Raw genomic sequence first — 16,542 nt, 5'->3', positions numbered from 1 at the left:
GCGCTCGATGAGTCCAGGTCAGCGGTGGGAGGGGAACTCCACGACCTGCTGGTACGTCGGCCGGTTCTGCCAGTGGATCGTCTTGTGCGTGATCCCGCCGAGCGCGCGGTGGACGATCGCGTCGGTGCACCACTGCTCACCCGCCCCGCAGCTGTCGTCCCCGGGGTAGACGGCCGTCGCGGGCTCGGCAGCCGCCTGCTTCAGCGTGGTGAGCAGCGCCTGGCGGCAGGTGCTCAGGTCGCCGTTGCCGCAGTAGGTCTTCGCCAGCGGTCCCTTGACGGGCTGTCCGAGGACCTGTCGCAGGTCCTTGTCGGCGAAGCCCCACCAGCCGTACTGGAACGCGGAACCGCTGTGCGCCCCGCTCGGCCCGTGGCTCGCGGCCGGCGACTCGTCCGTGGCCAGGTTCGCGGTGAGCGCCGTGTAGAGGCCGTCACCCAGACCGGGCCGGAATTCTGCCTCGATGAGTTTCGGCCACCAGGCATCCATGATCCGTACCGCGTCCGCGTGCGTGTAGGTGTGCGATCCCGGACCGGTCTCCTTGCGCTGCGATCCCGCCGCGCGCCATGAGTCCAGCTGCTGCACCACCGCGTTGAGCGCGGGATCGGTGACCGGCTGGGAGCGCAGCACCTTCAGGAGCTCGGGCAGCAGCTGCTCGCCCCGCAGGTCCGTGACGGCCGCCTCCGCCATGGCGCGGGTGAGGGAGGCGCGGGTCACTCCGCCGTCCTCGACCAGTTCCGCCACCCGGTCGTCGAGCAGGTCGCCCCGGTGCACCGCGCCGAAGCCGAACGCGGCGGTGGCGTAGTCCTTGGCCTGGCGGTTGTTCCAGGAGATGTAGTAGTCCTGGCCGCTGGACTGCGGGTGCTCGGCGAACGGCGTGTAGTCGGTGGTGTTGGCGGCCGGGTCGTAGCCCCGCCACTCGTACGCCTTCTCGGCCTTGACCGGCAGCGCCGGGTCGACTCCGGCCGCTCGCACGGGGTTCATGCCGCTGTTGTAGAAGGCGGCGGTGCGCGAGTCCGCGTAGAACCAGTTGAAGGCGTAGTCGATGTGACTGGCCGCCTGCTGGAAGGAGGCCGCGTCGGTGATGTACGCCGGGTCGTTGAAGAGCTGGAAGCCGATGATCGAGTCGGCTTCGTGGCGGTAGGTGGTGCGCAGCGAGGTGTACGCGACCGGCTTGCCGCCCACCGTGGCGCGGTGGGTGACGATGCCGTAGTCCGTGCGCCAGACCTGCATCCGGTAGGAGCCCTTGGCGGTGGAGTCGGCGACCGTGGGCTTCCAGGAGTTGGTGCGCTCCAGCTTCTCCATCGGGGCGCAGGCACCGTCGTTGCGGTAGTGCGCGGAGTTCTTGGAGGGCGTGGAGCCGTCCGGTTCGCAGAGCTCGACGGCGTACGTGTCGGTGATGTCCTGGGCGGCCGATGTGGCGCTCCAGGCGTAGTCCTGGCCGCGGCCCATCTGGATGTACATGCCGACGCCGGCGAAGGAGACGCCGCGGGCGCTGATGCCGGGGCCCTGGAGCTCCTGGAGCATCATCAGCTGGGGGGCGAAGTAGCCGGTCTGGGGGCCCATCACGGCGATCGGGTTGCCGCTCGCGGTGTGCTTGCCGGACACCAGGAGGGCGTTGGACATGCCGCGCTTCTGGGCGCCGCTGCCGGTTCCGGGCAGCGATCCCTCCGGAATGACGCCGTCGTCGTACATGCCCTGCAGCGGCTTGAGGGCGGCCGGCGCCTTGACCGGGGCCTTCGCGTCGGTGCCCGCCGAACCCGTGCGGTCGTGGATCAGGGGTTCGGGTGTGACGGAGCCCGCGTCGGGAAGGGCGGTGCCGCGGGCCTGGTCGGGCTTGCCCGCGTACGGGAACGAGGTGCCGTCGTGGACGGTGAGGACGGCCTCGGGGTCGTTGCGCTGGCGGAACGACTCCCAGACCCTGGTCCCCTCCTCGACGCCGTACTTCTGCTGGGCGGCGAGCAGCGAGAGCGCGGCCTGCACCTCGCCGCCTCCTCCCCCGCCGAACTGTCCTCCGACGACCGAGGCGATGGAGATCAGGTCGGTCAGTTTGAACGGCTGGATCTCGCCTATGTTGGTGATCGAGTCGATCTTTCCGGTGAGGACGTACTCACCCGGGAAGTAGCGGCCGTTCTTCGACTTCACCCGGTAGGCGTTGATGCCGTCGATGTAGGCCTGGGCGTCGGCCATCGCCTGCTCACCGCGTGGGCCCTCGGTGGTCCTGATCCATTCGACCTGGGCCTCGAGGTCCGCCTCGGTGTACGGGGCCTGCGGCCAGAACTGCTGTTCCAGGCCCTGGTTGGCGAGCGCTCCCCCGGCGAACGAGGTCAGCTCACCGCGCCCGATGTGCCGGAAGAGGTCCATCAGCCAGAGGCGGTCCTGTCCGGCCGCGAACCCGGCGCCGAACTCGGTGCCGTAGCGGGTGGTGCCCTTGATGTGCGGAACGCCGCTCTTCTTGTCGCGGGTGATGGTGACGTCCTCGCGCGGCTTCGTGACGGACTCGACCTGGTCGGCGGCGACCCCGAAGGAGGCGTCGTTGAAGAAGTCGGTCAGCTTCTGGTCGGTGAGGCTCGTATGCCCCGCCACCAGGCCGTTGTAGCGGTCGAGCTGGTCGTCGCTGTGAGCCGGGTGGGTGCCGAACGCCTTGTTGCCGAGGATCTCGACGAGGGTGGCGTTGCCGTTCTCGCCGGGTGGCAGGATGTCGGCGCACTGTCCCTGGCAGTGATCGGTGACAGCGACTTGTTCCGGCTGGGCCGCGCCGGCCTGGGGGGCCGAGGCGAGCAGGGACGTACCGAGGGCGAGAACGGCCGCGACTGTGGCGGCTCTGAGCGTGCGGGTGCGTGGGGGCATGCGTGCTCCTCCGGATGGCCGATGCGCCGGAGGTTACTGGCGGTACACCCCGTCAGTAAGATGAACATCAGTCACTTTTTCCGAATCACCACACCCGTCGCCACGCCGCCCCACATGGGCCATCTCAGGTAGTGGACACATTTCACCTTTCGATGGAGCCGAAACGGGCAGTCGTACGTCCATCCCTTGACGCCGAAGTACGACCGACGGAGGTGGCAGTGCCATGGCCGGTTTCCGGAGTCTTGCGAGACAGGTCCGCGATCCGCGGGGCGATCTGGCTTTGCGGCGGTACTCGCTGCGCAAATGCCTGGAGCGATTCGCCCCTTACGGCCACCGGGCCACGTGGGATCACCTGTGCGCCCGGCACGGGATCGAACCCGAGGACCGGGCTCCCGACCCGGTGCGCCTGATCGGTGCGCTGGAGGAGCTGGAGGAGGCGCGGGACGTCTGGCTCGCGTACGAGACGGGGTTCGCCGAACGGCGGCGCCGTGAGAAGCACGACGGACTGCGCCGGCCGGGCGCGTTCGACGACTGGCACCGGCGGACCTGGGGCGGCAACGGCATCGCCCCCTGCGACAACCCGGGGGTCCATCCCGCCGCACCGCTCGCCGACGTGCTGGGGCGCCTGATCGCCGCCCTGAGCGCGGAGCCGGGCGCCGCATGTCCGGTCTGCACCGGGACCGGCATCGTCTGGCGGCAGGACCTGGACCGGGAACCCTGGTCGGGCCCGGTCTGCACGGGGTGCGGCATCGTCGTCCCCCGCCCCGTACTGACCCCGGGAGCACTGGCCAGGGCCCGGGGGATGCGGCCGAGGGATCTGGCGTCGGCGGCCTGAAGCGCGCGGGGGGCGCTCGCCTGTGCGCACCCCGCGTCGTCCACGTCCGGAGCCGGCAGGGCAAGGGCCCCTAGGAGGTGTCCCCCGCCTTGCGCTCGGGCATCAGGCGCGACCCCGTGATCCGTTCGCCGGACACATCGTCGGGGTTGGACAGCACACAGGTCTCCAGCGACAGGCATCCGCAGCCGATGCAGTCGGTGAGATGGTCCCGCAGCCGCCCCAGCTGCTTGATGCGCTCATCCAGCTCCGAGCGCCACGCCTCGGACAGCCGCGCCCAGTCCTCCCGGTTCGGCGTGCGCTCCTCCGGGAGCTCGGCGAGCGCCTGCCTGATGGTGGCGAGCGGGATACCGACCCGCTGCGCCGCGCGTACGAACGCGACCCGGCGCAGGGCGTCCCTGGTGTAGCGACGCTGGTTGCCGCTGGTGCGGCTGCTGGTGATCAGGCCCTTGGACTCGTAGAAGTGCAGGGCCGATACGGCGGCGCCGCTGCGTGCGGAAAGCTGGCCGACCGTGAGTTCGTGAAGTTTCTGCGGGATCTGTGGCACTCCCCGAACCCTACTGGCCCCGCCTCGAACCCTGCCGCCCGCTTCGAAAACCTGGCCGGTCCGTCGTTGACAGGGACGCACCGCCCAACCATGCTGAGCAAGCGCTTAGACATTCGTTCGGGGACGACGGCTGACAGCCGGAAGGCAGGGACCAGGAACATGGCAGAGCCGAAGATCTTCACGTCCGCACAGGAGCTGCGGGACGGAGTGGGCCAGGAGCTCGGTCACAGCGAGTGGCTGGAGATCGAGCAGAAGAGGATCGACCAGTTCGCCGAGGCCACCGGCGACCACCAGTGGATCCATGTGGATCCGGAGCGTGCCGCCGCCGGCCCCTTCGGCACGACGATCGCCCACGGCTATCTGACGCTCTCGCTGCTGCCCGCATTCGTACCGCAGATCATGCGGGTCGAGGGAGTGAAGATGGGCATCAACTACGGCAGCAACAAGGTCCGCTTCCCCTCGACCGTGCCGGTGGGCTCGCGGCTGCGCGCGACGGGTGTGCTCAAGAGCGTCGAGGAGGTGGGCGGCGGTGTGCAGGTGACCACCCTCGTCACCATCGAGCGCGAGGGCGGCGACAAGCCGGCCTGTGTCGCCGAGGCGGTTTCGCGCTTCTACTTCTGAGCCGTACACGTGCGCCGGGCGGACCCTCGGGCCCGCCCGGCGCACGTGCGCTACTTCTGCGCCCCCACCATCCGCAGGACGAGGTCGGCGTAGAGCGTGCCGACCTCGTCGGGCGTCCGGCTCCCCTGCGCGTTGAACCAGCGGGCCACGTCGATGCAGAGCGAGAGCACGGCCAGCGTGGTGCCCGGGACGTCGGGGACGTCGAACTCCCCCGCCCGGACGCCGTCGCTGATGATCCGGCGCACCGCGGCGTCGCTCTTCCTGCGCAGCTCGACGATCTCCACGCGGTGTTCGTCGCCGAGCGCCTCGAGTTCGTACTGGACGACCCGGGCCGTGGTGTGGCGCTCGGCGTGCCAGCGAACGAAGGCCCGTACGGCGCCGGCGAGCCTCTCGGCCGCCGTGCCGTCCCTGTCGGCGGCCGTCTCCAGGAGGAGCAGGGCCCGGTCGTGACCGATCCTGCTGATCCGGTGGAGCAGCTCTTCCTTCGTCTTGTAGTGGATGTACAGCGCTGCCGGGCTCATCCCGGCCCGCCCGGCGATGTCGCGGGTGGTGGTCGCGTGATACCCGCGCTCGGCGAAGGCCTCGACGGCGGCGACGAGCAGTCGCCGGGCCGCCTCGGGCGTGACCTCACTCCACGGCGTCTCGTCGCCGTCGGTCTGCTCCGCCGTGCTCATGGTCACGTGCCCCTCTCCCTCTGCAGGACGAACACCATACCGCGAACCTGAGCAAGCGCTTAGGGGCCGTCGGTGGCTGAGACCGTCAGAGCTTCTGGAAGGGGTCGTGCTCGGCGAGGATCTTCTCCAGCCTGGCCTGGTCGACGCGGCTGATGATCTGCCCCGCCTCCTGACGGTCCCTGATGACCTTGGCCAGAGTGAAGCACGAAGTGACGAGGTAGAGGACGCCGATGGCGAGGAAGGCGCGCACCCAGGCGTCGGCGTCGAGGAAGAAGATACCGAGGGCCACCGCGCCCATGGCCACTCCGAAGGAGAGGACGGCCTGGCCGTAGAAGGCGGCGGTGCTCTGCTGCTTGACCGATGTTGTCTCACTCATGTGGCACAGCATCCGGCGCGGCGGCGTCCGGCACATCCGTCGGCGTACTCAGTTCGGCACTCAGAAGCCGGCACTCAGAAGGCGGAGACTCCCGTGAGCGCGCGGCCGATGATCAGCTTCTGGATCTGGCTGGTGCCCTCGTAGAGGGTCATCACGCGGGCGTCCCTGACCAGCTTGCCGACCGGGTACTCGTCGATGTACCCGTAGCCGCCGAACACCTGGAGGGCGTTGTTGGCGGCGCGGACGGCCGCCTCGGAGGCGAAGAGCTTCGCCGTGGACGCGGCCGTGGCGAAGTCCTGACCGCGGTCGACGAGGTCGGCGACGCGCCAGGTCAGCATGCGCGCCGCGTCGACGTCCACGGAGATGTCGCTGATCAGCTCCTGGACGAGCTGGTAGCTCGCGATGGACTTGCCGAACTGCTCGCGCTCGCCCGCGTACCGTACGGCGGCGTCGAGGGCGGCCTGCGCGATGCCGACGCAGCCTGCCGCGACCGACATCCGGCCCTTCGCCAGGGCGGACATGGCGATGGAGAAGCCCTTGCCCTCCGGCCCCAGGAGCGTGGCGGCGGGAACGCGGATGTCCTCCAGCACGATCTCGGCCGTCGCCTGGCCGCGCAGGCCGAGCTTGCCGTGAACGGTGCGACGGGTCAGGCCGGGGCTGTCGGCCGGCACCAGGAAGGCGGAGATGCCCCGGTGGCCGGGGGTGTCGTTCGTACGGGCGAAGAGCAGCACCACATCGGCCCAGGTGCCGTTGGTGATGAACATCTTGGAGCCGTTGATGACGTAGTCGTCCCCGTCGCGCACGGCCTTCGTCGTGAGGTTCCCCGCGTCGGAGCCGGTACCGGGCTCGGTGAGGCCGAAGCAGCCCACGGCCTCTCCGGCGGTGAGCCTCGGCAGCCACTGCCGCTTCTGCTCCTCGCTGCCCCAGGAGGCGATGGTCTTGGCCACCAGGCCGAGCGAGACGGACACGATGCCGCGCACGGACGAGTCTCCGCGCCCGAGCTCCTCGGTCACCAGGCAGTACGCGAGGTGGTCACCGCCCGAGCCGCCGTACTCCTCGGGGACGGTCAGCCCGAGGAAGCCGAGGGAGCCCAGCTTCTTCACGATCGACTTGTCGACGCTCTCGGCACGGTCCCACTCGACGACATGCGGGGTGATCTCCCGTGCGACGAAGTTCTCGGCGAGCTCCCGGACAGCTGCCTGCTCCTCGCTCAGCTCCAGGTTCATCCTGCGACACCCCACTTTTAATTAGCACTGCTAGTTTTAGGTTTGCAGGCCCTACTATGTGCCGCATGGCCCGACCGCGCAAGCCCCTCCTCAGCAGAGACCGCATCGTCGAGGCGGCGAGCGCGCTCGTCGACGCCGAGGGGCTCGACGCCGTCTCGACCCGCAGGCTCGCGGCCGAGCTGGGGGTCAGCGGACCCTCGCTCTACAACCACTTCCGCAACAAGGACGAGATCCTCGACGCGGTGGCCGACGCCGTGTCCGCGAAGGTCGATCTGTCGATGTTCGAGGAGGCCGACCCCCGCGACTGGCCTGCCGCCCTGCACGACTGGGCGGTCTCCTACCGCGCGGCCCTCGCCGCGCACCCGCACATCGTCCCGGTGCTGGCCCAGGGACCCGGCCGCAGACCGGCCGGCCTGCGGGTCGCCGACGCCGTCTTCGGCGCGATGGTGCGGGCCGGCTGGCCGCCCGCCCAGGCGACCTACATCGGCGCGCTGATGCGCTACTTCATCACCGGCTCGGCGCTCGGCTCCTTCGCCCGCGGATTCGTCGACGACGAGACGGCGTACGACCCCGCCGACTACCCCCACCTCGGCCAGGCCCACCTGCTGGCCGACCGCCGCCAGCAGGTCGACGAGGGCGCCTTCGAGACAGGGCTGCGGGCCCTGCTGGACGGCCTCGCGCTGCAGTACGAGCAGACCGCGCCGAACGGCACGCTTCGGCACGCGCCGAACGGTCGCTGACGCATCCTGGACCGTATGGCCCGCATGACACCGCACGGTCCGGCCGCGTCCCACCTCGCCGCCCTGGCCTCGCTGCTCGCCGACGAGACCCGCGCCGCTTTCTGCCTCGCCCTGCTCGACGGCCGCGCCTGGACGGCGGGCGAGCTGGCCCGGCATGCCGGAGTCGCCCCCTCGACGGCGAGCGAGCACCTGGGGAAGCTCGTCGCGGGCGGGCTGCTGACGCAGGAGCGCCAGGGCCGCCACCGCTACGTGCGGCTCGCCGGCAGCCGCACCGCCCGCCTCGTCGAGGAGCTGGCCGCCCACGCTCTGCCCGAGCGGGACGAGGAGCGTCCGCGGACCCTGCGCGCGGCGGGCATCAGCAGCGCGCTGGCCCGGGGGCGCACCTGCTACGACCATCTCGCCGGGCGGCTCGGCATCACGGTCACGGACGCGATGACCGTCCGGGGGCTGCTGCGCCAGGACACCGGGTTCGCCCTCACCGACGAGGGACTCGACTGGTTCGCGGCGCTGGGAATCGTCCTGGAGCCCGACGGGCGGCGGCCGCTCGCACGGGAGTGCCTGGACTGGACGGAGCGCCGCCCGCACCTGGCGGGGGCCGCCGGGGCCGCGCTGTGCGGTCACGCCCTGGCGGCGGGATGGTGCGTGCGCATCGGGTCCGGGCGCGCGGTGAAGGCCACGCCGGACGGGGAGCGTGCCCTGTCGGAACTGCTCGGAATCGAAGCCGGAACTATTCGGTAGGCGCCGAAGCGTCCCGCGCCTACTGTCGGGCCCATGACGACGACACCGACATCGCGCCGTGCTGCGCAGACCTCTCCGGGACGCGACTGGCGGGCCCCCGCCGCCGCGTGCACCACGGTGGTCCTGTGGGCCTCCGCCTTCGTCTCCATCCGCAGCGCGGGCGAGGCGTACTCACCGGGAGCACTGGCGCTGGGCCGGCTACTCGCGGGGACGCTGACGCTCGGGGCGATCCTGCTCGTACGCCGGGAGGGGCTGCCGTCCCGGGCGGCGTGGCCGGGCATCGTGGGATCGGGGCTGCTGTGGTTCGGGCTGTACATGGTGGCGCTCAACTGGGGTGAGCAGCAGGTCGACGCGGGCACCGCCGCGATGGTGGTGAACATCGGCCCGATCCTGATCGCGCTGCTGGGCGCCGGGCTGCTCGGCGAGGGGCTGCCGCGAAGGCTGCTCGCGGGCATGGCCGTGTCGTTCGCGGGGGCCGCGGTGGTCGGTCTCTCCATGTCCGGGCACGGGAGTTCCTCGGTGCTCGGCGTGGTGCTCTGCCTCGTGGCCGCGGTGGCGTACGCGGGCGGTGTGGTCAGCCAGAAGCCCGCCCTGCGGCACGGATCCGCGCTGCAGATCACCACGTTCGGCTGTCTGATCGGTACGGTCGCCTGTCTGCCGTTCACCGGGGTGCTGGTCTCCGAGGCGGCCGACGCGCCGGTCTCCGCCACGCTGAACATGGTCTACCTGGGCGTCTTCCCGACGGCGCTGGCCTTCACCACCTGGGCCTACGCGCTGGCGCGTACCACCGCGGGCCGGATGGGCGCGACGACGTACGCGGTGCCCGCCCTGGTGGTGCTGATGTCGTGGCTGCTGCTCGACGAGGTACCCGCCCTGCTCACGGTCGCGGGCGGTCTGCTCTGTCTGGCCGGGGTGGCGGTCTCCCGTACCCGCGCGCGCCGGGCGGAACCCCGGGAGGAGCCGGCGGCCCGGGTCCCCTGACCCGGGCCGCCGTACGGGAGCCTCTAGAAGACGACCAGCGCGCGGCCGCCCTTGCCCGCGATCATGTTCTCGAAGGCCGCCGGAATGCCGTCCAGCGCGATCCGCTCCGTCACCAGCATGGAGAGGTCGAACCGTCCGGCGCGGATGTGCTCGGCGAGCACCGGCAGGTCGCGCGCCGGGTCGCTGTTCCCGTACACACAGCCCGTGAGCGACCGGCCCCAGTGGAAGATCTCCAGGGCGTTGAAGGACACCACCTGGTCCTTGCCGCCGATGCCGACGACCGTGGTGCGGCCGCCGCGGCGGGTGGACTCCCAGGCCCCGCGGATCGTGGCGGGCCGCCCCACGCACTCCACGGCGACGTCCGCGCCCTGGCCACCGGTGAGTTTGCGGATCGCGCGCGGGGTGGTGTCGGAGGCGATGACGTAGTCGGTGGCACCCGCCTTGCGGGCGAGCTCCTCCTTCTCCGGTGAGACATCGACCGCGATGATCTTCGATGCCCCGGCGATCCGCGCGGCCTGCAGGACGGCGAGGCCGACCCCGCCGACCCCGAACACGACGACGCTCTCGCCCTCGCGGACCCGGGCGGAGTGGTGCACCGCCCCGTATCCGGTCAGGACCGCGCAGCCGAGCAGCGCGGCGTCGGTGAGCGGGATGCCCGCCGGGGCGGGCAGCACGCAGTTCGCGGCGACGACGGTCTCCTGCGCGAACGCCGCGACGTTCAGCCCCGGGTGGAGCTCCGTGCCGTCGGCGGTGCGGGCGTGGACGTTGGCCGCGCCCTTGAGCGCGTCGGCGCAGAGCCAGACCTCACCGATGCCGCAGTGGAAGCAGTTCCCGCAGGACGGCGCCCAGTTGAGGACGACCGCGTCGCCGGGGGCGACATCGGTCACCCCTTCACCGACGGACAGGACCGTACCGGCGCCCTCGTGGCCGAGGACGGCGGGGACGGGCAGCCGCATGGTGCCGTTCGTCAGGGACAGGTCCGAATGGCAGACACCGGCGGCGGCGAGCGAGATGCTCACCTGGCCGGGGCCGGGCTCGGGGAGTTCGATGTCGGTGATCTCCAGGGGAGCTCCGACGGCGGGCAGTACAGCGGCGCGGACCACGAACAGACTCCTTGACGGTCGGTGAGGTAAGGCGGGTCCTGACCGCCGCGAGTGTGCGTGCCAGGCATCGCGGGGCAGGCGGAAATTTCAGGACACGCCCTAGAACTGGAGGGACTTGGTCTGAAGGTACTCGGCGAGGCCGTGCGGGCCGAGCTCGCGCCCCACTCCCGACTGCTTGTAACCGCCGAACGGCGCCAGCGGGTTGAACCGGCCGCCGTTGATGTCCACCTGACCGGTGTCCAGGCGGCGGGCGAAGGCCACGGCCTCGGCGTCGTCGGCTGCCCAGACGGCCCCGGCCAGCCCGTACACGGTGTCGTTGGCGATCCGCAGGGCGTCGTCGACGTCCTCGTACCGCAGGATCGAGAGCACCGGGCCGAAGATCTCCTCCCGCGCGATGGTCATGGCGGGCGTCACGTCGGCGAACACGGTGGGGCTGACGTAGTACCCCTGCTCCTTGGGCGCCTCGGGGCCCCCTGCGACGAGGCGGGCGCCCTCCTCGATGCCCTTCTCGATGTATCCGCGCACCCGGGCCTGCTGCTTGGCGTTGACGACGGGGCCGACCCGCTCCCCGGGCACGTACTTCGCCACGGCCGCCGCGGCGAGGGCCACGGCCTCCTCGTACCGCTCGCCGTCGACCAGCATCCGGGTCCACGCGCTGCACGTCTGGCCCGAGTTGGACATCACGTTGGCGACGCCGACGTTGACCGCCTTGGCGAGATCGGCGCCGGGGAGGATGACGTTGGCGGACTTGCCGCCGAGCTCCAGGGCGACGCGCTTGACCGCCGCGCCCGCCGTGGCGCCGATCCGCCTGCCGACGGCCGTGGATCCGGTGAAGGAGACGAGGTCGACGTCCGCGTGCTCGGCGAGCGCCTGCCCGGCGACCGGGCCGAGGCCCGTGACCAGGTTGAAGACGCCTGCGGGCAGCCCTGCCTCCTGGGTGACCTCGGCGAAGAGCTGGGCGGTGAGCGGGGTGTCCTCGGCCGGCTTGAGCACGACGGTGCAGCCGGCGGCGAGCGCGGGGGCCACCTTGGCGACGATCTGGTGGAGCGGGTAGTTCCAGGGGGTGATCGCCCCGACTACGCCGACGGGCTCCAGCAGGACGGTGGAGTTGCCCAGCTTCTCCTCGAAGGAGTAGGAGGCGGCCAGTTCGGCGTACGAGCCGGCGACCAGCACCGGTACGCCCGCGTGCACCATCTGGGACAGCGGCAGCGGCGAGCCCAGTTCCGCGGTGACGGTCTCGGCGATCTCGTCCTTGCGGGCGGCCAGCACGTCACGCAGGGCGGCGATCCGTGCGGCGCGCTCGGCGGGCGGGGTGGCCGCCCAGCCGGGGAACGCGGCGCGTGCGGCGCGCACCGCGGCGTCGACGTCCTCGGCGGTACCCGCCGGGACGTGGCCGATGACCTGCTCGTCCGCCGGATTCACGACCGCGATCGTGTCCCGGCCCGCGGCGGGCCGCCACTCCCCGCCGATGTACATCCCGTCATGCGCCTTCATGGCTGTTCCTCCCGGGCTTGCTGTGCCTGCCGCCGTAGCCGTGCGTCGTACGGACGGATGCCGTCCCGGCCCCAAACTAGCGCTGTTAGTTTTTCGGCGCCAGGGAACGGCTGGAGACACAGGTCACGCACGGCCGCGGCCGGCAGTCACACGTCGAGCCCCGGAATGACCTTGGGCAGGGGGCAGATCCGGCGCCCCGAGTGGTCGAAGACGTACAGATGCGCCAGGTCGACGAGGAGCGGCACCTGCCCGCCGGCCCGCAGCCGCATGTCGGGGCCCGTGCGCACCACGAGGTCGCTCGCCGTGACGGCCGGCCGGTCGGGGCTGCGTACGGCGTACGGTTCCGCGTCCGGCTTGTCGAGTACGGCGACGGAACCGGTGGCGCGCTGCTTCAGTCGTTCCAGTACGCCGATCCCGCCACCGGGTGCGCGGCGGCGGCGCTGGGGCGACTGCTGGCGGGCCGACTCCAGGTCGGGCACCACCGCGGGCTGTGAACCCGTGTTGAGGTGGACGAGCGCCTCGTGCCCCTGGTACTCGACGTGCTCGACGATGCCGCTGAGCGCGACCTCGCCCCGGCGGGCATGGCTGGGCGGTGCGATCCGGACCGCCTCGGAGCGCAGGCCCACGATGATCCGGCGGCCCTGCTGGATGCGGAGCAGCTGGTGGTCGGGGCTGAGCGGTTCGGGCAGCGGCAGGCGCTGCCGGCCGAGGTCGATGGACATGCGCCCCTCGAGCGGGGCGTGGACGACGGCCTGGAGCAGATTGATCCTGGGGGTGCCGATGAACGCGGCGACGAACACGTTCTCCGGTGTCGCGTAGACCTCGCGCGGCGTGCTGACCTGCTGGAGCACCCCGCCGCGCATCACGGCCACCCGGTCGCCGAGCGACATCGCCTCGGCCTGGTCGTGCGTGACGTACACGGTGGTGACGCCCAGCTCCCGGGTGAGCTGGGAGATCTCGGCCCGCAGGTGATTGCGCAGCTTCGCGTCCAGGTTGGACAGCGGCTCGTCCATCAGGAAGGCGGAGGGATGGCGCGAGATGGCCCGGCCCATCGCGACCCGCTGGCGTTCGCCGCCGGAGAGCTGGCCGGGGTACCGGTCGAGCACGCTTTCGATGCCGAGCATCCTGGCCGTGGCCTCGACGCGCTCACTGTTGTCCCTGCGCGGGTTCTCCAGCTTCAGCGGGAAGCCGATGTTGGCGCGATTGGTCATGTTCGGATAGAGCGCGAAGTTCTGGAAGACCATGGCCATGCCGCGTTCGCGCGGCGACACGTGGTTGGCGGGCTCGCCGTCGAGCAGCAGCTCCCCCTCGGAGATCTCCTCCAGGCCCGCGATCATGCGGAGCACGGTCGACTTGCCGCAGCCCGACGGCCCCAGCAGCACGACGAACTCACCCGGGTCGACGGACAGCGAGAAGTTGTCGACGGCACGCGGAGCCCGTCCGTACGTCTTGCTCACACTGTGCAGGGAGATGGCACGAGTCATGGTTCCGCCCGGGGAGGTGGGTGGGCTGCACGTGGGGAGCGGCTGCGTGGCCGAAGTTAGCCCACCGGGCGGGGTGTGGGAATGACTCGCGCGCAGGTTAAAAAGTTAAGTCGGCGAAGTGGCGGAGCAGGCCGGATGTGTCAGGTGGGGTTCCGGTTTGCGCAGGGGTGTCCGGTCGCTGGGACGGGTGGGGTGGGAGAGACTTCCGAGGCCTGCGTCCGGCCGCCGCGCAGACCGAGCCCCGCCGCCCCGACGAGCAGCACGCCCAGCATCACGAACGGTGCGGCGCTGCCCGCGATTCCGGCGGTCAGACCCGCCGTCGCGGGGGCGGCCACCTGGCCGAGGCGGTTCCCGGTCAGCCGGAGGGCCAGCGCGGTGGAACGCGCCTTCGCAGGGGCGGCGCGGACGACGGTCGTCATTGACAGGGGCTGGCCCACACCCAGGCAGAAGCCGAGCAGGGCGAGCATCACGGCGAGCACCGGGACGGGTACGGGCAGCGCGATGGCCGCGCAGATCAGGCCGCCGAGCAGGCAGGTCGTGGTGAGCAGCGCGTTCCGGCCGAGGACCCGCAGCATCGGTGTCATCGCCAGCCGGCAGGCGATGGTCGCGGCGGCCCTGAGGCTCAGCAGCAGTCCGACCGTGGCGGGTGCGATACCGCGTTGTTCGCCGACGACCGGCAGGTAGGCGGTGAGGATGTCGGTTGCGGAGAGTACGGCGAGGCTGATGAAGATGCCGGCCGGGACGCCACGGGTGCGCAGGATCCGGCCGACCGGCACCTTCTGTGCCGCTTCCGAGGGGGAGCCGGCGGCCGTGCGGTGCTCGATGCGCCACAGCGCGGTGAAGGACACGACCGCGACGGCTGCGGAGACGAGGAGGGCGAGGGCGCTGGTACGGGCCATGGCGCCGTCCCGCTCCGAGATGAGGTAGCCGGCGACGATCGGGCCGATGAGCTGGCCGAGGGAGGCGCCGATCGTGAAGTGGCCGAAGTTGCGGTCCTGTTCGGCGGGCGCCGACTGCCGTGCGACGAGTGACTGCGCGCCGATCACGAAGCAGAGGTGTCCGAGGCCCATGAGTCCGCTCCAGGCCGCCAGGGCCGGGAGGGAGCCGGCCGTGCCGCTGAGTGCGCAGCCCCCGCCGATCAGTACGACCCCGAGCGGCAGCAGGGGGGCGCAGCGGCCGTGGTCGGTCCTGCGGCCCAGCGGTACGGCGGCGAAGAGCGGCAGGAGCGCGTACACCCCGGCGATGACGCCGATCGCGCTCTCGTCCGCGCCGAGCGAGAGGGCCCGGTAGGAGACGGCGGGCCGCGCCATCGACACCGCGCCCTGGGCGAAGGCGAAGGCGATGACGAGGCGCAGCAGCCAGCCCCTGCCGGGCCGTGGTTCCGCAGGCATCAGATGATGCCGAAGAGGATTCCGGCGCCGAGGACCACCAGCGAGGTGAGCACGGCCCACTTGACGGTGAACTTGGTGTGGTCGCCGAACTCGACCTTCGCCATGCCGACCAGGACGTAGACCGCGGGCACGAGCGGGGACGACATGTGCAGGGGCTGGCCCACCAGGGAGGCCCGGGCGATCTCCAGCGAGGAGACGCCGTGGGCGGCACCGGCCTCGGCGAGCACGGGCAGGACGCCGAAGTAGAAGCCGTCGTTGGACATGAAGTAGGTGAGGGGGAGGCTCAGTACGCCGGTGACGACGGCCATGTGCGGGCCCATCGCCTCGGGGATGGCCCCGACCAGCCAGTCGGCCATGTGATCGACCATGCCCGTGCCGGTGAGCACCCCGGTGAAGACGGCGGCGGCGAAGACCATGCCGGAGACGTTGAGCACGTTGTCGGCGTGGGCGGCGATGCGGGCCCGCTGGTCGGGCATATGGGGGAAGTTGACCGTGAGGGCGAGGGCCGCGCCGAGGAGGAAGAGCACCGGGATCGGCATCAGTTCCAGGATCATCGACGCCAGCAGGGCGACGGTGAGGCCGGCGTTGAACCAGTAGAGCTTGGGGCGCAGGGTCGGCCTGTCGGGGTCGAGCCCCTTGAAGTCCTCGCCGCTGTCACCGTCCGCGTGGTCCTCGGCGGCGTCTCCGCCGCCCGTGGACGCTGTGCCCTTCGCCGGCCGGTCACCGCCGCCGCCCGCGCCGACGAGAACGGTCTCGGGCTCCCGCACGAGCACCTCGTCGAGAGTGAGTGTGCCCAGGCGCTTGCGCTCGCGACGGCCCAGGACGCACGCCAGGAGGATGACGGCGAGCAGTCCGACGCCGAGGGCCGGGATCATCGGGACGAAGATGTCGGCCGCGTCCAGCTTGAGCGCGGTGGCCGCGCGGGCGGTGGGACCGCCCCACGGCAGGGTGTTCATGACACCGTTCGCCGTGGCGGCGACACCGGTCATCACGACCAGGCTCATCTTCAGCCGCTTGTAGAGCGGGTACATGGCCGAGACGGTGATCATGAAGGTGGTGGAGCCGTCGCCGTCCAGGGAGACGATCGCGGCGAGCACCGCCGTACCGATGACGATCCGCATCGGGTCGGCCTTGCAGAAGCGCAGGATGCCCCTGACGACGGGATCGAAGAGGCCGACGTCGATCATCACGCCGAAGTAGACGATGGCGAACATCAGCATCGCCGCGGTCGGCGCGAGGGTGCCGACGCCTTCGATGACGTAGTCGCCGAGCTTGGCACCCTGCCCGACGGCTACGCAGAAGAGTGCGGGGATCAGGACCAGCGCCGCGATCGGCGACATCTTCTTCATCATGATCAGGACCAGGAAGGTCGCGATCATGGCAAATCCGAGGATTGTCAGCATGTGGGATACCTAACGTTCACCTTTGAACTCTCACCGGTCTCGGCGGTTCGGATGACGTTAGGTGTCCCGTCGGGCTGTTAACAAG

15 protein-coding genes are annotated in these 16,542 nt (G+C 71.0%); 5 read left to right on the top strand and 10 right to left on the bottom strand.

Features of this window, described 5'->3' with window-relative positions:
* Positions 1-18: 18 nt before the first annotated feature.
* Positions 19-2,847 carry a penicillin acylase family protein gene (locus OG257_RS30515; protein ID WP_329212713.1) on the bottom strand — a complete coding sequence of 943 codons (2,829 nt, stop codon included), beginning with the start codon at positions 2,845-2,847 and terminating at the stop codon, positions 19-21.
* A gap of 223 nt (positions 2,848-3,070) precedes the next feature.
* On the opposite strand from OG257_RS30515, the gene OG257_RS30510 reads away from it, so the two are divergent.
* Complete coding sequence (locus tag OG257_RS30510; protein WP_329212712.1) at positions 3,071-3,682, top strand: hypothetical protein; 612 nt, start codon at positions 3,071-3,073, stop codon at positions 3,680-3,682.
* A 70-nt stretch (positions 3,683-3,752) separates the two neighbouring features.
* Here the strand turns inward: OG257_RS30510 and soxR are convergent, their stop codons facing one another.
* On the bottom strand, positions 3,753-4,226 hold the full coding sequence (gene soxR, locus OG257_RS30505) for a redox-sensitive transcriptional activator SoxR (protein ID WP_329212711.1): 474 nt from the start codon (positions 4,224-4,226) through the stop codon (positions 3,753-3,755).
* 159 nt (positions 4,227-4,385) lie between these two features.
* Between soxR and OG257_RS30500 the strand changes: the two genes are divergently transcribed.
* The gene (locus OG257_RS30500) at positions 4,386-4,847 is read left to right on the top strand and encodes a MaoC family dehydratase (protein WP_329212710.1); all 462 of its coding nucleotides are present in this window, start codon (positions 4,386-4,388) and stop codon (positions 4,845-4,847) included.
* 50 nt (positions 4,848-4,897) lie between these two features.
* Here the strand turns inward: OG257_RS30500 and OG257_RS30495 are convergent, their stop codons facing one another.
* The 3 genes from OG257_RS30495 to OG257_RS30485 all read right to left on the bottom strand — a co-directional run bounded on the left by OG257_RS30495 (position 4,898) and on the right by OG257_RS30485 (position 7,123).
* Complete coding sequence (locus OG257_RS30495; protein WP_329215431.1) at positions 4,898-5,521, bottom strand: TetR/AcrR family transcriptional regulator; 624 nt, start codon at positions 5,519-5,521, stop codon at positions 4,898-4,900.
* 85 nt (positions 5,522-5,606) lie between these two features.
* Complete coding sequence (locus OG257_RS30490) at positions 5,607-5,897, bottom strand: YiaA/YiaB family inner membrane protein (protein WP_329212709.1); 291 nt, start codon at positions 5,895-5,897, stop codon at positions 5,607-5,609.
* Positions 5,898-5,971: 74 nt separating this feature from the next.
* Positions 5,972-7,123: an acyl-CoA dehydrogenase family protein gene (locus tag OG257_RS30485; RefSeq protein ID WP_329212708.1), complete on the bottom strand. Its 1,152-nt coding sequence runs from the start codon at positions 7,121-7,123 to the stop codon at positions 5,972-5,974.
* Positions 7,124-7,188: 65 nt separating this feature from the next.
* On the opposite strand from OG257_RS30485, the gene OG257_RS30480 reads away from it, so the two are divergent.
* Genes OG257_RS30480 through OG257_RS30470 form a run of 3 tightly spaced genes read left to right on the top strand, consistent with a single transcriptional unit; the run spans position 7,189 to position 9,582 of the window.
* Positions 7,189-7,863, top strand: coding sequence for a TetR/AcrR family transcriptional regulator (locus tag OG257_RS30480; protein ID WP_329212707.1), 675 nt, complete (start codon positions 7,189-7,191; stop codon positions 7,861-7,863).
* A 15-nt stretch (positions 7,864-7,878) separates the two neighbouring features.
* Positions 7,879-8,601: an ArsR/SmtB family transcription factor gene (locus OG257_RS30475; protein WP_329212706.1), complete on the top strand. Its 723-nt coding sequence runs from the start codon at positions 7,879-7,881 to the stop codon at positions 8,599-8,601.
* Between the two features lie 33 nt (positions 8,602-8,634).
* Positions 8,635-9,582 carry a DMT family transporter gene (locus tag OG257_RS30470; protein WP_329212705.1) on the top strand — a complete coding sequence of 316 codons (948 nt, stop codon included), beginning with the start codon at positions 8,635-8,637 and terminating at the stop codon, positions 9,580-9,582.
* Between the two features lie 23 nt (positions 9,583-9,605).
* Here OG257_RS30470 and OG257_RS30465 read toward each other — a convergent pair whose 3' ends face one another.
* From OG257_RS30465 to OG257_RS30445, 5 genes are all read right to left on the bottom strand, one after another.
* Positions 9,606-10,685, bottom strand: a complete 1,080-nt coding sequence (locus tag OG257_RS30465; RefSeq protein WP_329212704.1) for a Zn-dependent alcohol dehydrogenase — start codon at positions 10,683-10,685, stop codon at positions 9,606-9,608.
* A gap of 99 nt (positions 10,686-10,784) precedes the next feature.
* Positions 10,785-12,179 carry an aldehyde dehydrogenase family protein gene (locus tag OG257_RS30460; protein ID WP_329212703.1) on the bottom strand — a complete coding sequence of 465 codons (1,395 nt, stop codon included), beginning with the start codon at positions 12,177-12,179 and terminating at the stop codon, positions 10,785-10,787.
* A gap of 146 nt (positions 12,180-12,325) precedes the next feature.
* A complete protein-coding gene (locus tag OG257_RS30455) occupies positions 12,326-13,663 on the bottom strand; it encodes an ABC transporter ATP-binding protein (RefSeq protein ID WP_329212702.1) in 1,338 nt (445 codons plus the stop codon).
* A 140-nt stretch (positions 13,664-13,803) separates the two neighbouring features.
* Positions 13,804-15,054 (bottom strand): MFS transporter, encoded by a 1,251-nt coding sequence (locus OG257_RS30450; protein ID WP_329212701.1) that lies wholly within the window; start codon positions 15,052-15,054, stop codon positions 13,804-13,806.
* Positions 15,054-16,457: a CitMHS family transporter gene (locus OG257_RS30445; RefSeq protein ID WP_329212700.1), complete on the bottom strand. Its 1,404-nt coding sequence runs from the start codon at positions 16,455-16,457 to the stop codon at positions 15,054-15,056. Before OG257_RS30445 ends, OG257_RS30450 begins: the two co-directional genes overlap by 1 nt.
* Positions 16,458-16,542: the final 85 nt, after the last annotated feature.

It is taken from the genome of Streptomyces sp. NBC_00683, assembly GCF_036226745.1.
Lineage (GTDB): Bacteria > Actinomycetota > Actinomycetes > Streptomycetales > Streptomycetaceae > Streptomyces.
This window is presented reverse-complemented; position numbering and strand designations above follow the sequence as displayed.

What these genes read in the sequence shown, in the direction of transcription:
- OG257_RS30445 (WP_329212700.1), bottom strand. Translation starts at nt 16,457, where the DNA reads ATGCTGACAATCCTCGGATTTGCCATGATCGCGACCTTCCTGGTCCTG.
- OG257_RS30510 (WP_329212712.1), top strand. Translation starts at nt 3,071, where the DNA reads ATGGCCGGTTTCCGGAGTCTTGCGAGACAGGTCCGCGATCCGCGGGGC.
- OG257_RS30470 (WP_329212705.1), top strand. Translation starts at nt 8,635, where the DNA reads ATGACGACGACACCGACATCGCGCCGTGCTGCGCAGACCTCTCCGGGA.
- OG257_RS30455 (WP_329212702.1), bottom strand. Translation starts at nt 13,663, where the DNA reads ATGACTCGTGCCATCTCCCTGCACAGTGTGAGCAAGACGTACGGACGG.
- OG257_RS30495 (WP_329215431.1), bottom strand. Translation starts at nt 5,521, where the DNA reads ATGAGCACGGCGGAGCAGACCGACGGCGACGAGACGCCGTGGAGTGAG.
- OG257_RS30500 (WP_329212710.1), top strand. Translation starts at nt 4,386, where the DNA reads ATGGCAGAGCCGAAGATCTTCACGTCCGCACAGGAGCTGCGGGACGGA.
- OG257_RS30475 (WP_329212706.1), top strand. Translation starts at nt 7,879, where the DNA reads ATGGCCCGCATGACACCGCACGGTCCGGCCGCGTCCCACCTCGCCGCC.
- OG257_RS30490 (WP_329212709.1), bottom strand. Translation starts at nt 5,897, where the DNA reads ATGAGTGAGACAACATCGGTCAAGCAGCAGAGCACCGCCGCCTTCTAC.
- OG257_RS30515 (WP_329212713.1), bottom strand. Translation starts at nt 2,847, where the DNA reads ATGCCCCCACGCACCCGCACGCTCAGAGCCGCCACAGTCGCGGCCGTT.
- OG257_RS30460 (WP_329212703.1), bottom strand. Translation starts at nt 12,179, where the DNA reads ATGAAGGCGCATGACGGGATGTACATCGGCGGGGAGTGGCGGCCCGCC.
- OG257_RS30485 (WP_329212708.1), bottom strand. Translation starts at nt 7,123, where the DNA reads ATGAACCTGGAGCTGAGCGAGGAGCAGGCAGCTGTCCGGGAGCTCGCC.
- OG257_RS30450 (WP_329212701.1), bottom strand. Translation starts at nt 15,054, where the DNA reads ATGCCTGCGGAACCACGGCCCGGCAGGGGCTGGCTGCTGCGCCTCGTC.
- OG257_RS30480 (WP_329212707.1), top strand. Translation starts at nt 7,189, where the DNA reads ATGGCCCGACCGCGCAAGCCCCTCCTCAGCAGAGACCGCATCGTCGAG.